Genomic DNA, 14,391 nt, shown 5'->3' with positions numbered 1-14,391 from the left:
ATAGACGGGTGACTGAAAACCCCGACCGTGCCGACACCATTCAAACTCCCCCCGCTCCAGACTCCATGCTCTCCGCCGTCGCCGTGCTCGATTCCCTGATTCGCGCGGGCATGCGGCATGTGGTGGTTTCCCCAGGTTCTCGAAGCGCCCCCTTGGCGTATGCGGTTGCGGCGGCCGAAGAGGCAGGTGCGTTGGTTGCCCACGTGCGCGTTGATGAGCGCGTGGCAGCGTTTACGGCGCTGGGTATCGCGAAAGCTTCGCGGCTGCCCGTGGGGTTAGTGTGCACCTCGGGAACGGCGCTGGGTGAGTATTTGCCCGCCGTGATGGAGGCTTACCATGCCGGGGTTCCACTGGCGATCATGAGCGCGGACCGTCCCGTAAGGCTGCGTGGGACCGGTGCTAATCAGACGACGGTTCAAACCGATTTTTTCTCTCCCTTTGTGCGTGCAAGTGCTGATTTGACCTCGTACCCCGAACATAATCCTGGGCAGCAGACCGCCGATTTTATGGCATGTTTAGCGGCGCTGACCGGCAGCGATGCGCAGGATTGGTCGCGCGCAAGCGATGAGCCCGTGGGGCCGGCGCATATTAACGTGTGTTTCGATACCCCGCTCACACCTTCGGCTCGGACAGCCGAGATTCTTCCCACCTGGGCCGCATCGCTTGCCGAGCATATTGCCCCGGGGGCCGCATCGTACCCCGTTGAGCTTGAGCCTGCACGGCTGAGCCCTGTCGAGAAGTTTTGGCTGATGCAGCATGAACAGGCGGCTCAGGCCTCGCCACTTAAACCCGAAGGCGCACCAGACTGCCCGAAAACGGTGGTGATCGCGGGAGACGGTGCCGAGCCGTTCGCCGCCGAGTTTGCCCGCGCATTGAATCTGCCGCTGCTGGCGGAGCCTTCTTCGCAGGCGCGGCACGGCGCTACCTCGATTCCCCAGTACACGACGGTGCTCGGGGAACATGCGGCTTCCGAGCTGGGGCAGAGCATCGAGCGAACTATTTTATGCGGGCATCCTACGCTTTCGCGCGCTATTTCTGCGCTTTTAGCGCGTACCGATGTGCAGCATGCCTACTATGCGCCTCGGCGCGCCAGCTGGTATGAGCCTGGGGCTCGTGCCGTTCGCGAGATTGATTCGCCCGCCGAACTTGAAGCATTTGCGCTTATGGGATCGGGCGTGCGAGCCGATGATACTTGGCTTGATGCTTGGGTCACTGCCGGTCGGCGGGCTCAGGAGGCATCGCTCACGTTGATCGAAGCCTATCGTTGTACCGAGTCTGAAACAGTGCAGCCGCAGACCTCTGCTCCATCCGAAGAATGTCACCAAGACGGTGCACATACTTCTCAGCCTGCTAGAATTCCCGCTCAGGCGCTTGCACTCCAAACCTGGAATACATGCGCACAGCAAAGTCGAGCCCTTGTCGTCGGCTCGTCGAGTATTGTGCGCGATCTAGATATTATCGCCCCCGCTCTTGGTGCCGATGCGCCCGCACGGGTTCTCGCAAACCGCGGGCTTTCCGGCATTGACGGGCTTATCGCAACGGCTGTCGGTGTTTCTTTAGCGGGCTACTACCCCACCGGCAACGCACGCACGGCTGTCGATGCTTCCGCCCATGTGGCGGGCGCGCCGATTCCGGTTACCCTCATATGCGGCGATTTGACCTTTCAATACGACATTTCTGCGCTGAACCTGCCCATGACTGAGCTTCTGCCCGATCTTGACGTCGTCGTCTATGACGACGCCGGAGGCGGCATTTTCACCGCGCTGGAACACGGCGCTCTTGCGCAGAATCCACAATTTACCCGCGCCATCGAGCGGTTCTTCACGGTTCAGGCGGCACCGAATACGGATTTGGAACGCATGGCGGCGGGCTTCGGTGAGGAGTCGGGTATTCGGGTGCGCATTCACCGCCCGAACGATATTTTCGATACCCAAGCTTAGGTTGCGCCTTACCCCTTCTAAGATTCGCAGAATAAGACCTCCGCACAGGGACGCACCATAACCTCGAAATGGTACGTACCCTATACAGAGGTTTTCAGAAATTCTTATGAATATGACAATATATGTCATACCCAGTCGTCATATGTCTGCGCTTATGCTAGTGCAGGCTGCCAATCGTGATAGGACCGGTGTATCCGGTGGTTTCAGAGCTGTCGGTAGGCACTTCGGTACCATCAAGCTGCGCCATACGATCTAGCAGGAACCGGGTAGGTCCGGGTGCGTACGGCAGGTGGTACATGGCGGCGGTGGTACTCGCATCATTCGGGTCAATAGTCGAATGGCGAATAGCGTAAATAGCCTTCTTCATGGTTTCCTGAAAACGTTCCACAAAGTCACGCTCTACGGGGTCGCCGCAGCCAGGCACATAGACGCGGTAACGATCAAGCTCAAGAAGCGCGCCTAGGGTCTCTACCCAACGATCGGGGAAAGAGTCTTCAAAGGATGGGTCGGTCCCCTGCTCCAGCAGACCGCCCGTAAAGAGCACGTCGTCGATGCCCACCAAGATATCGCCCTCGGTATGGCCGGGACCCAAGTAGATGAGGGTTGCCGAGCGTTCCCCCAGATCAACCGGGGTAAAGGTAATGCCTTCCCCACTTTGGGCAACCAGATGATTTGGCACCACGATATCGGTTGCCGCCCCCTGGTGGTGTGCCATCTCAGGTTCTAGGGTCTCCACATACAGGCGCTGCCTATCTCCGTACTTCTTGATAGCGCGTGCCGCCCGTGGGTGCGACCAAAACTCTTCGGTGCCCATAGCCGCAAAAACGTCGTTCCCGAAGTAACGCTCGGGGTGTGCGTGCGTATTGACGACGACGAGGGGCATACGGGTAATACGACGAACCTCATCATAAATTTCGGTTGCCTGTCGAGGTCCTGCACCGGTATCGATCACGAGTGCTTTCTCAAGACCGAGGATGAGTCCGGTATTTAGACAGTAGTTATCGGTTGCAATACGATAAACACCGTCCGCTAGTTCAATCGTGGTTGCCATACTTCTAACGGTACTCGACTTTAGCGTCAGATACGGAATATTTTTATAAAGGTTTAATAACACACTTGCGAATGTTTATCACGAAGCTCCCGAGAGAATTGTTATTATTTTGTTATTTTTTGCCGCATCCTATGGCGTGAGGCACTTTTAGTGATACCGCTAGGATTAAAATCATGAGCACACACAGCACCACCACCCAGGATTCTTTCGCAATGCACGCTCCTTCTTCACCAGGTGCAGGCAGGTACGCACCATCCCCCTCTGGAGACCTGCATCTGGGCAATCTGCGCACAGCAATTCTCGCATGGCTTCTCGCGCGACAAGAGGGACTGCGCTTTGTGATGCGCATCGAAGACCTGGATCGCGTGCGCCCCGGTGCCGCCGAACAGCAGCTCGCCGATTTAAAATCTTTGGGGCTCGATTGGGATGCAACGCCCGGCGAAGACCCGCAGCGCCACGACCATGTTTTACGCCAGAGTACACGGCTTGCTGCCTACGATGCCGCCGTGCAGAAGCTCCAGGATGCGGGGCTGCTCTACGAATGCTATTGCACGCGCCGTGAGATTTTGGAGGCAACTTCGGCACCGCACGGCATCCCCGGCTCCTATCCGGGAACATGTCGTAATCTGAGTGATGCCGAGCGTGAATCTCGGCGTGAGATACGCCCTCCCGCCCTGCGTTTGCGCGCCGAAATCAGCGAATTTACGGTACAGGATATGTTTGCCGGTGAGTATACGGGCGCCGTCGATGACGTGGTGGTTCGCCGCAACGACGGTACCTACGCTTACAACCTAGCCGTCGTGGTCGATGACCATTATCAGAGTGTGACCCAAGTAGTGCGCGGAGACGATTTATTATCTTCCGCTCCGCGCCAGGCATACTTGGCAGCACTCCTGGGGTATGAACCGCCCCACTATGCCCACGTCCCCTTAGCCCTCAACACGGAAGGTAAGCGTCTAGCGAAACGCGACGGCGCGGTAACGCTGAGACAGCTTCGGGATGCAGGGTTTGCAGAGTCCGATATTTTGGAGTGGATTCGAGCCTCCATTCCCATTCCTGATGCCCCACAGTTCCCGAAATCGGCGCAGGATTTTCTGGAATACTTCGATCCTAAAGCCATGAGTTCCAAGCCGTGGATCGTTACAAATCCTTTAGATTTATAAGAAGCAAAAGCATCACCACACGCTACCCGTTCACGTTGTGGTCAAAGCAACCTCAAGAGCCGCGAATTTTCGGGGTCGTTTCGCCAAAATTTCCCACATAAAACCACGCTTTACCACGGCATACCTCGTATGGTGTGAATATATATTCAGCAGTATGCAAACACGCTGAATGTATTACGAGTTGGTAAATCTATTCCAAGCGGTTAGACTGTATCCCAAGCCACTCATAAAGTCATAGAGTTGCGCATAATTACACAGATAGTTACGTAACGAAATCCCAACCACTAGATAGGAATGAGAGATGACCGACGGTACGTTCCAAGTCATCGCACTGGCGATTTACTTCATCGCCATGATTGTGATTGGTCTGTGGGCAAACAGTAAAAACAACGACCTTGACGACTATGTGCTTGGAGGACGACAGCTCTCCCCCACCGTCGCGGCTCTCTCGGCAGGCGCCGCAGATATGTCCGGCTGGCTCCTGATGGGTTTGCCCGGCGCTGTCTATTTAGCCGGTCTTTCCAAATCATGGATTGCTATCGGTCTGACAATCGGCGCATGGGTCAACTGGAAATTCATCGCCCCCCGTCTGCGCAGCTACACCGAAGTCGCTGGCGATGCCGTGACCGTCCCCGTGTTCCTCAGCAACCGACTGCACGATAAATACAATATTCTGCGTATTTTTGCAGGCATTATTATCCTCGTCTTCTTCACCTTCTACGTCTCCTCCGGCATGGTTGCTGGCGGTAAATTCTTCGAGTCTTCCTTCCACCAGGATTACCTCACCGGTATGCTTCTCGTCGCCGGTATCACCATGTTCTACACTTTCTTCGGCGGCTTTATGGGTGCTTCCTACACCGATATGGTGCAGGGTCTTCTGATGCTCGCCGCATTGGTTGCCGTGCCGATCGTGGCTATTACCAATATGGGCGGACTCGACCACGTCACGGATGCCGTCGCCAACGTTCGCCCCGACGCCCTGGGACTTTTCGCGGGAACGACGTTCATCGGTATCGCTTCGGCGCTCGCCTGGGGCCTGGGATACTTCGGTCAGCCGCATATTATCGTGCGTTTTATGGCACTGCGCACCCCCAAGGATGCGAAAGCCGGGCGCCGCATCGGCATGAGCTGGATGCTCCTGACCGTGGTAGGCTCCATCAGCACGGCGTTCGTGGGCGTAGCCTACTTTGCAACCCACCCCGAAGTTTCTCTCACCGATAAGGAAAGTGCGGAGACAGTCTTCCTGGATCTCGCGCAGATTCTCTTCCACCCCTTTATCGCCGGTATGATCCTGGCTGCCGTACTCGCAGCTATTATGTCCACGCTCTCCTCGCAGCTCGTGGTCTGCTCCTCGGCTCTCGTGGAAGATCTTTACGGTGTCTTTGTGAAGAAGAAGCTCAGCTCAAACCAGTCACTCTGGCTTGGACGTGCGGGCGTAGCGATTGTGGCGGTCATCGCGACTCTCATGGCGCTCGATAAGAACAACTCGATTCTCTCGCTCGTGGAGTTCGCTTGGGCAGGCTTTGGTTCGGCCTTCGGTCCAATCGTGATCCTCTCACTGTACTGGCGCAAGCTCACCCTACCAGGCGCGGTCTCGGGCATGGTCGTGGGTGCTGTCGTCACCTTCTTCTGGCGCCAGATCTTCAACCTCACCGAAACGATCGATGTTTACGAGATGATCCCCGGGTTCTTCCTAGCCTTCCTGGTGACCGTCGTGGTCTCTCTGGCTACCTACCAGAAGAATGAGGAAATTGAACAAGAGTTCGATAAGGCCGCAGAACTCGCCAAGGCTGGCTAAGGTCTGAACTTCTGCTCACAGATTTGCCCCGACCCGCGCATTACGGGTCGGGGCAAATTTTTAATATTTTCAGCTCTAGCCTCTGTTTGGGGGCTAATTCACACGGCTTTTAGAGCGTGCCCGCCATCAGTTCCTGGCACCATTTCTGGATCGGGTGGCTAGCCTCCAGCAAGGCTCTGCGCAGTATACGGTACGTTTTCGCATCCATAGCATCATCAACGTTGAAGAGTTCTTGCTCAATCTCGTAGCGTGGCTCTCGCAGCTGGTCAAGGTGCTGCAATTCGTCCAGCGTCAGCACGCGCACCACCCCATAGTTGTACCCCGTGTGCTCGTTATTCTCGGGAACATACACGCTCCGGGCGAAAGAGGGGCTGTCCTCCTCAAAAATCGTGTTCTGAAAGTTCGTGGTGTCGAGATATGCCGAATCCTCAAGATTGACGGGACCGGCAAAATGCGAATCGGAGAAATCGACGGAATCGTTATAGATAGAATCCCCGAACGTGGCCTCCTGCAAATAGGTCGAATGCCAGAACCATGCCAGACCGTAATAGACGCTCTTGCTCAGGTTCGCACGCCCGCCATAGGTGCACCGGTCAAGATCGGCGAAGGTCGCGTAGGTGCTCAAGAATAGGTCTGCTCCGCGCCTGTAATCGCAGTTCCCCAGGCTTGCGTGGCCCACGTAGGTGCAGCAGGCAAGATCGGCGTGCCCCTCATAAATACTGTCGTTCAGGGCAGCCTCGCCCCAGTAGACGTTGTAGCTCAGGCTGGCGTTGGCACGGTACACGGACTCGCTGAAATCGACGTTACCGCGGTAGCTGCAGAAGCTCGCGTTAACCCCTCCGTTGTATGTGGAACCCGAAAAATCGGCCTCTGTATAGTAGGCGGAGTTGCTGCAATCTAAGTACCAGGTATAGGTGGAACCCGAAAAATCGGCTTCAGCGTAGTAGGTGCACCCGCGCAGGTTCAGACGTCCTTCCCATTGCGAGCGCCCAAAGCTAACCGGATAGAAGAACACGCTGCCCGAAAAATCGAAGGAGAGGCGGCTCCACGGTCCCGGTCCCTCATAGCGGGGCATAACCCGCAGGTGAATGGTATCGAGGACGGTTTGGCGGAACCGCGCCTCAGCACGAAATTCGGCTTGTTCGGTGCGGAATCGTGCTTTTTTCTGGGAGTCCCAGCGTTTCTTCGGTTCTCGGTTCAGCCGCATGTAGTCTTTATGCCTGGAGGCGGGCAGGAACGGGGCATAGATACACGCGCAAAACGTATCGATAATAACCTGTGCTTCAGCAAGGCGCTGTTCTTCGGGGGTTCGATTATCTGCAAGCCACTCATCGGCAAGACGCACCAAAGCGTTAAACCCTCCCACGCGCGTGGCAAATCCGCTCTCCCCTAGAAGCGTGGTCGCCGCCGCATACCGTTCATGCCGCATTGCATGAAGGTGGATGAGGGAATTATCGGGTGTTGCAGAAGTTCGCGACGTGTACTCTGACATATTCTTCTGTCCTTGGTGGCTGGGCGGGCATAAATAGGCTCTTCCAGCATCTTATAGCAGGAGTGGATGCGCAAGGGATATGAATGTGACATGTTTCGTCGTGTTTGCCACGATATCGAGTAAACACACGACAAAACCCTTGAATATGGTGCCCAGGCCTGCAATATTTCTTCAAGGAATCAACGGGTTTTATCGGAAAAGTGTGTGTACGCTTTACATCTGCTTCGCGGCTTATCGCTCAAGGGTAACGGAAGTATCCTCTTGGGTCCGGAGCATGGGCGGGTTCATACTGCGTAAAATAGGGGGCATGACTGTTACGTTCCCTCCCCAGGTTTCCGATATTTTCAACCCGCAGCACTGGCGCATCGTTGAAGGGTTTGAGGATTTTACCGACATCACCTACCACCGCCAGGTGCAGCGCGACGAGACGGGCGAAATCCTGCGCGACTTGCCGACCGTACGCATTGCTTTTAACCGGCCCGAGGTGCGTAACGCCTTCCGCCCGCATACTGTGGACGAACTCTACCGGGCGCTCGATCATGCCCGCATGACCTCGGATGTAGGCACTGTACTTCTAACAGGGAACGGCCCCTCCCCCAAAGATGGCGGGTGGGCGTTCTGCTCGGGCGGCGACCAGCGCATCCGCGGGCGCGACGGCTACCACTACGCCAGCGGCGACACCGCCGAATCTATTGACCCTGCACGTGCTGGGCGGTTGCATATTCTGGAGGTGCAGCGCCTGATTCGTACCATGCCCAAGGTCGTGATCGCTCTGGTCTCCGGGTGGGCTGCGGGCGGCGGGCATTCCCTGCACGTGGTCGCGGACTTGACCATTGCTTCCGAAGAGTACGGCAAGTTTAAGCAGACCGATGCGACTGTCGGCTCTTTCGACGCGGGCTACGGTTCGGCGCTTTTGGCGCGGCAGGTTGGGCAGAAGTTTGCGCGCGAAATATTCTTCCTCGCCAAAGAGTACGATGCACAGCGCATGTACGAGATGGGTGCCGTTAACGATGTGGTGCCCCACGCAGAGTTGGAAAATAAGGGCCTGGAATACGCGGCTCATATTGCCCGGCAGTCTCCGCAGGCTATCCGTATGCTCAAGTACGCCTTCAATCTGCCCGATGACGGTATGCTCGGGCAGCAGGTTTTCGCAGGCGAAGCAACCCGCATGGCGTATATGACCGACGAGGCTGTTGAGGGGCGCGATGCGTTCCTGCAAAAGCGTGATCCTGACTGGTCGAACTATCCCTACTATTTCTAGGGTTTCACACGTTGCAGAATAACCGTTCTATTGTGTCGGAAGGCCCTCGCATTCCCCGCGAGTCCCGGGTGGATAGCGGCGAGGCGGACTCCGCGAGAGGCGCATTCCCCGGTTCACTCACGCCGCTTCCTGCCCCGCTCCAGGATGCGCTGCATCCGCACGCGGTTCTCCTCAGCGCCGATGAGCCCGCCGATCCGCAAGAGATTTTGCGTGCCTTCGAGCGCTCTCTCACCGGGGACTTGCCGAACAATGCTTGCGATAATCAAGACCCACTCGGGCAGACAGAAGACCCGGAGTCTATTGCGCTCGTGGTGGGCACCTCCGGGTCTACAGGTGCACCCAAACAGACGGCGTTAAGCGTACGGGCGTTGCGGGCATCCGCTCGGGCGACCGAGAGGTTTTTTGCGGACTACCCTTCGACCGGTTCAGCTAAGCCGCAGAGGGCTGCTTCTGAGGTTCCTGCGCAATGGCTTCTTGCCCTGCCCGCGCACTATGTGGCGGGAGCCCAGGTTCTCGCCCGGTCGGTGCTCGCCGGAACGACGCCGGTAGTTGCCGCATCGATCACCGACGGGGTTAGTTTCACACCCGGGGTCTTTCTGAACGCCGCCGAACGGCTCAGCTACGCCCGCCGGTTCGTCTCTCTTGTGCCCACACAGGTGCACAAGCTCCTAGAAGCCGCCGAAGCCAACCCCGCACTGGGATCAGAGATTTACGATGCGCTCGGTCAGTTCACCGGCATCCTGCTTGGCGGTGCCCCGGCGAGCGCATCCCTGTTGGCAGCGGCACGAGAGCTCGGGTTGAACGTGGTCACCACCTATGGCAGCGCAGAAACCGCCGGTGGGTGCGTCTATTCGGGGACCGCGCTGCCCGGGGTGCGGCTGCGTGTGGTTCCCGAGGACGCGGGTTTAGCAGACAATTTTGTGGCGGGTGACGCTGCGGATGCCGGGCGGAGCGGCTGCGCTTCGGCAGAGGGCACCCCTAACATCGGGCGCGTTTGGCTTGGTAGTGAGCACCTTGCCAGCGGGTATATGGGCGATAGCGCGCGCACCGCATCCCATTTCTTCGTTGATGCCGACGGGTGCCGGTGGTACCGCACCGACGATTACGGCTCGCTCACCCCCTCTGCCCCGAATGCGCCAGAGAACGAGGGCGCCCCGATGCTGAACATTGTGGGGCGCTCCGATGATGTAATTATTACCGGAGGGGTCAAGGTTTCCGCTCGCGCAGTTGCCGCCGTTCTTGAAAGCCATCCGGCGGTGCGTGAAGCTGCGGTCATGGGCATTCCCGATGCGCGCTGGGGCTCGGCGGTGGCTGCCGCGATCACGCTGCGGGGCGCATCCGGGGTGCAGAGTGCCCCCGATACCTCTCAGGCTACATGCGATATGCTCCGTGAGTTCTGCACCGACAAGCTAGGTGCGGCGGGTACCCCTAAATACCTGAGGATACTCGCCGATTTTCCGACCGCGAGCACGGGCAAACCCGACCGGCAGGCTATATACAGTATGCTGTACAGAGAATACACAAATACGAGGGGCTAAAGACCCCGCCAAGAATCAGTTTTCGCACGCTCGCTACCGGAGGGATCACCGTGGCAACACCCGCAGAGTGGATTGAAGGCGCACGCCTGCGCACCTTACCGCTTGCCATCGCCCCTATCATCGCCGGATCAGCCGCAGCGTACGAGATTGACGCTTTCAAGCCCTGGTATGCATTTTTAGCGTTTTTGGTGGCGTTCTTTCTACAGGTCGGGGTGAATTACGCAAACGATTATTCCGACGGTATCAAAGGCACCGATGAGGGCAGGGTTGGCCCGATGCGTCTCGTTGGTTCCGGCGCGGCAAGCGCGAAATCTGTCAAATACGCCGCGTTTTTATGCTTTGGTCTAGCCATGTGTTCCGGTTTGATTCTGGTGGCGTTGGCAAACCAGTGGTGGTTCTTGGCGATTGGCGCCTCCGCAGTCTTCGCCGCTTGGGGGTATACCGGTGGTAAGCACCCCTACGGTTATATGGGTTTGGGCGATATTTTCGTGTTTGTCTATTTCGGACTGGTCGCCACCTTAGGTACCCTCTACACGCAGTCTCATGAGCTGACGGTGACCGGGTGGGTGTCCGCGATAGCTATCGGACTTATTTCCTGCGCCCTGCTTATGGCAAATAATGTGCGTGATATCCCGACCGACCGTGAATCCGGTAAGCTCACGCTGGCAGTGCGGCTTGGGGATTGGCGAGCGCGCATCGCCTATTGTGCTGAAATGCTGATAGCACTTCTTTTAGGGGCTTTTGTGGTTCCGCATAATCCTTGGTTTTTGGTAACTTTTATTCTTCTGGGACCGACTGTTCATTCTTGCGTAACGGTTTTGTTTAAACAGGGACCGGCGCTTATACCCGTACTCAAACAAGCGGGAATTGTGGCACTAATCTATAGTATTTTAGTTGCTATTTCAGTATGGCTACATGGATTAAATCTATTGAGTAATACCGTTGAGGTTTTCACAGGGTATTAAGAATACGCACCACTTTGCCGAAAACCCCCTGAACTCTGTTTTTACCACGTATTCCCGGCATCCTACCAGCATCTCCCCCATACCAAAAAGGCTCTTTATGTGAATAAAGCAAGTTCTCTAAAACTTTATTCACATAAAGATCCTTTTTATACCCACAGGGAATGTGGGATGCTGCGGACGGATCTCATATGTTCTCACATCGTGAGTTTTGATGACATAATTCACCTTTTTCTGCATGTCATATTGACATTTGAAAAAATCTTTATTTACATTAATAATAATTTCAAGTGTTGACATATCATTCACTCAATTACATAGCGACTCTTGAATCACCACTCTACCCACCTGAAAGGACACCTTCGTGCGCCATTCACTTCAGGGTGCCGTGCAGCGTGCACCCTTTTTTCTTGCAGCATCTTTGCTTGTATCGACAAGTTTTATCCCCGCGAATGCGGTCTCTACCCCTAACGAATCCGCATCGTACACCCACACCGTCTCTGAGAGAAGCGACGATTCCGCTTCCGCAGTAGCACCTCTCAGCGACGACGTTCTTAACGCCGATCCCCAGGCATCGGTTGTGGCAGGTCAGGAAGGCGAGAACCCGGGGGCTATTCCCGAGGGAGACCCGCGAGTCATTACCTATTGGACGACCGAGCGTATGGAAAACGCTATTCCTGCAGATAACGTAGAGGATCCCCAGCAGGAGATCAACAATGCCGTCTCTCAGATGGAGACTGAAGAGCAGAATCCCGAGGTCGTTTCTCAGGAGGAAACCAACGAGTCCGGTGAGGAATACACCCCGCAGACTCTCACTCAGGAAGCTGACGAGCCTGAAACCACCGCTGAGTCTGTAGACCCCGTTCTGCCCGAACAGAAGAACGCACGCAATGGTGTGCAGCTTCAGGGTGCATCCAAGGTAACGAACTTCTCGCACACCAACGGCAAGATTTTCTACACCGATGCCAGTGACGGTAAAAACTATGTATGCTCCGGTGCGGCGATCAACACTCCCACCAAGCGTACCGTGGTAACCGCCGGTCACTGCGTGCACGGTGGTAAGAATAAGACCTGGCACCGCAACATCGTGTTTGTTCCCGGCTACAACCGGGGTGTGCGCCCACACGGCACCTTTAGCGCACAGTACCTGCGTGTTGCCAACGACTGGGTTCAGTACGGTCAGCCCACAGGCGGTACCGGCGACAGCTACAAGCACGACGTTGCTTTCATCAAGACCAACACCAACGAGAAGGGTCAGCTCCTCGTGAATATGGTAGGTGGGCACGGTTTGAACGTGGATCGCAGCCCCATCTTCGAGAGCACCGTCTTCGCATACCCCGGCAACAAAGAGTCTGGTAGGGTTATGCACGCCTGCTGGGGGAACACCCACACGATCCGCATTACCCCCTACTACTTCCCCACGCTTTCGGGATGCGAATTCGCGGGCGGATCCTCAGGTGGCCCGTGGCTTGCCGACTACAATAATGCGACCGGCCTGGGTAAGGTCCAGAGCGTAACCTCGTTCGCAACCAATAACAATACGTCCGTCTCGGGTGCGATCTTCGACCGCCCCGTCTGGGACATCTACCAGAAGGCAGCTCAAGACTAAGAGCTGCCGCGAACAGGTAGTTTTTGGCCGAGCAGGTAGGAAAATACTACCTGACCGGATCGAAAACGATCTGCTCGCCACCTGATACACAACTAAGATGCGGCATCCCGCGCCCCTGCCACCGCCGGGTGGATTTGGGGCCGGGGTGCCGCATCTTTGTTCTATGGAGCTAGATTTAACTCTGATGAGAGAATATCTTAGAAGTCTTCGCCCGAAACCTTCTTATGCTCATCGACGAGCTGATCTTCGAGCGTGCGGTTCTCTGCTTCATCTTTGTTTTTAATGGTGGGGGCGCGTTTGAAAATTTTACGCATATCCGCGCTGGCAGCCGCGTGAAGTTTGGGGAAGAAAATATACGCCAGGGCGAAGGCGCATAGAATAGCGGCAGGACCAGCAATAAAAATACCCGCATCTATCAGCATAAAAAGGTAAAAGAGTACTACGACGAGGCCGAGCCGCAGCAGTGTGTACTTGAACAAGTTCATAACATCCAGTGTATCGGGGTTGCGATAAGCCCCCAAGTAAACGAATGCGGCACGCCGGGCACGTCACAGATTATTTGACAGTTTTCATTGTTGGTTATGCTCAGAGTGTGTAACACTAGAGACTATGATTCGAGCCATGATGATTATTGGTGCTTTCGCCCTGGTGGTGGGACTAACTCTATATACTCTCTTGGATGCGCTGCGCACGCATCAGGACCAGATGCGTACCTTCCCCAAATGGCTGTGGATTATTGCGGTGATCTTCTTTCCCGTCGTGGGTCCTCTCCTGTGGCTTCTGCTGGGTCGCCCGCGCGCCGTGCGAACCCCTAAAACGCAGCAGGGCGGCGGGTTCACGGGTTCTCGGCGAGGCACGCCGCCACCGGCAACATCTTCACCCGACGACGATGAAGAGTACCTGCGCTGGCTCAAGACGAAGGCCGACCGTCAGCGCCGTTCCCGCGAAAAGGATGCGGGTACCGGTCCTGCGGACGGCGGCACGGGTGAACGTTCTGACGGCGAGAATGACGAGTCCGGTGAGAAAGGTAGTTCAAAATAGGTTCTAGGACTCATTAGATATCTTGCGACTTACGGGAGTTTTCTCTACTGCGCGACGCTACCGATGTCGCTCCATCAGATACAGCCACCGAACCCGCATTCACCGTAGAATTCAACGCCAACAGCTTCCAACTAGGCGAAGGATGAACAACGCCAGGGTGCCCCAACCCCATCTGCCGATAAGACCCCAAACTATCTGAAACTATAAACTGCTAAAATCCTACCTACTGTGCAGCCTCTGTGCACGAGCCATACCACGACGCATAACATCCTCAACCTCAGACACCCACGGTGCACCCACAACATAACCAGCCCACCACGGAGCCACCAACAACACCACCGGATAACCCCACACCCACAACACACCCACCACACTCACCACCAACAACACAACATACACCCACCCCGAAACCTTCCACCCCAACACACGCTTCACCAACACCGACACCGCCACCCCGGTTATCGTCACCACCACCACAGGAAAAATCATCGGAGACGGATCATACCCCTTCCAATGCATCGCCGGAATACCCACCG

Annotated in this window: 11 protein-coding genes and 1 pseudogene; 8 read left to right on the top strand and 4 right to left on the bottom strand. The window is 56.2% G+C overall.

All coding sequences use genetic code 11. The features are described 5' to 3' along the window. Positions 1–8 precede the first annotated feature (8 nt). Positions 9–1,940, top strand: coding sequence for a 2-succinyl-5-enolpyruvyl-6-hydroxy-3-cyclohexene-1-carboxylic-acid synthase (gene menD / locus HMPREF3164_RS10480; protein ID WP_210398385.1), 1,932 nt, complete (start codon positions 9–11; stop codon positions 1,938–1,940). Between the two features lie 157 nt (positions 1,941–2,097). Here the strand turns inward: menD and HMPREF3164_RS10475 are convergent, their stop codons facing one another. Further along, positions 2,098–2,991 carry an MBL fold metallo-hydrolase gene (locus HMPREF3164_RS10475; RefSeq protein ID WP_013397713.1) on the bottom strand — a complete coding sequence of 298 codons (894 nt, stop codon included), beginning with the start codon at positions 2,989–2,991 and terminating at the stop codon, positions 2,098–2,100. Between the two features lie 173 nt (positions 2,992–3,164). Here HMPREF3164_RS10475 and gluQRS point away from each other — a divergent pair, with 173 nt between their 5' ends. Both gluQRS and putP read left to right on the top strand, forming a co-directional pair. Beyond that, entirely contained in the window at positions 3,165–4,154 is a 990-nt protein-coding gene (gluQRS, locus tag HMPREF3164_RS10470; protein ID WP_070450914.1) for a tRNA glutamyl-Q(34) synthetase GluQRS, read from the top strand. Between the two features lie 301 nt (positions 4,155–4,455). Further along, positions 4,456–5,952, top strand: a complete 1,497-nt coding sequence (putP, locus tag HMPREF3164_RS10465) for a sodium/proline symporter PutP (RefSeq protein WP_070450912.1) — start codon at positions 4,456–4,458, stop codon at positions 5,950–5,952. A 109-nt stretch (positions 5,953–6,061) separates the two neighbouring features. Here putP and HMPREF3164_RS10460 read toward each other — a convergent pair whose 3' ends face one another. After that, positions 6,062–7,444 (bottom strand): hypothetical protein, encoded by a 1,383-nt coding sequence (locus HMPREF3164_RS10460; RefSeq protein WP_246822685.1) that lies wholly within the window; start codon positions 7,442–7,444, stop codon positions 6,062–6,064. 307 nt (positions 7,445–7,751) lie between these two features. Here HMPREF3164_RS10460 and HMPREF3164_RS10455 point away from each other — a divergent pair, with 307 nt between their 5' ends. The 4 genes from HMPREF3164_RS10455 to HMPREF3164_RS10440 all read left to right on the top strand — a co-directional run bounded on the left by HMPREF3164_RS10455 (position 7,752) and on the right by HMPREF3164_RS10440 (position 12,814). Next, positions 7,752–8,705: a 1,4-dihydroxy-2-naphthoyl-CoA synthase gene (locus HMPREF3164_RS10455; protein WP_070450967.1), complete on the top strand. Its 954-nt coding sequence runs from the start codon at positions 7,752–7,754 to the stop codon at positions 8,703–8,705. Between the two features lie 32 nt (positions 8,706–8,737). Then, positions 8,738–10,243 carry an AMP-binding protein gene (locus HMPREF3164_RS10450; protein WP_246822684.1) on the top strand — a complete coding sequence of 502 codons (1,506 nt, stop codon included), beginning with the start codon at positions 8,738–8,740 and terminating at the stop codon, positions 10,241–10,243. 50 nt (positions 10,244–10,293) lie between these two features. Continuing rightward, positions 10,294–11,208 (top strand): 1,4-dihydroxy-2-naphthoate polyprenyltransferase, encoded by a 915-nt coding sequence (locus HMPREF3164_RS10445; RefSeq protein WP_070450910.1) that lies wholly within the window; start codon positions 10,294–10,296, stop codon positions 11,206–11,208. Positions 11,209–11,569: 361 nt separating this feature from the next. Then, entirely contained in the window at positions 11,570–12,814 is a 1,245-nt protein-coding gene (locus HMPREF3164_RS10440) for a trypsin-like serine peptidase (protein ID WP_239664693.1), read from the top strand. A 197-nt stretch (positions 12,815–13,011) separates the two neighbouring features. On the opposite strand, the gene HMPREF3164_RS10435 is transcribed toward HMPREF3164_RS10440, so the two are convergent. Beyond that, the gene (locus tag HMPREF3164_RS10435; protein ID WP_004005418.1) at positions 13,012–13,299 is read right to left on the bottom strand and encodes a DUF4229 domain-containing protein; all 288 of its coding nucleotides are present in this window, start codon (positions 13,297–13,299) and stop codon (positions 13,012–13,014) included. 124 nt (positions 13,300–13,423) lie between these two features. On the opposite strand from HMPREF3164_RS10435, the gene HMPREF3164_RS10430 reads away from it, so the two are divergent. Next, entirely contained in the window at positions 13,424–13,855 is a 432-nt protein-coding gene (locus HMPREF3164_RS10430) for a PLD nuclease N-terminal domain-containing protein (protein WP_048754351.1), read from the top strand. A 219-nt stretch (positions 13,856–14,074) separates the two neighbouring features. On the opposite strand, the pseudogene HMPREF3164_RS10425 reads toward HMPREF3164_RS10430, so the two are convergent. Next, positions 14,075–14,391, bottom strand: a pseudogene (locus HMPREF3164_RS10425) (parapinopsin); the annotation flags it as partial.

Origin of the sequence: Rothia sp. HMSC08A08, assembly GCF_001808385.1 — a bacterium.
GTDB classification, from domain to species: domain Bacteria; phylum Actinomycetota; class Actinomycetes; order Actinomycetales; family Micrococcaceae; genus Rothia; species Rothia dentocariosa.
The sequence above is the reverse complement of the archived record's forward strand: the minus strand, read 5'-3'. Positions and strand labels throughout refer to the sequence as shown.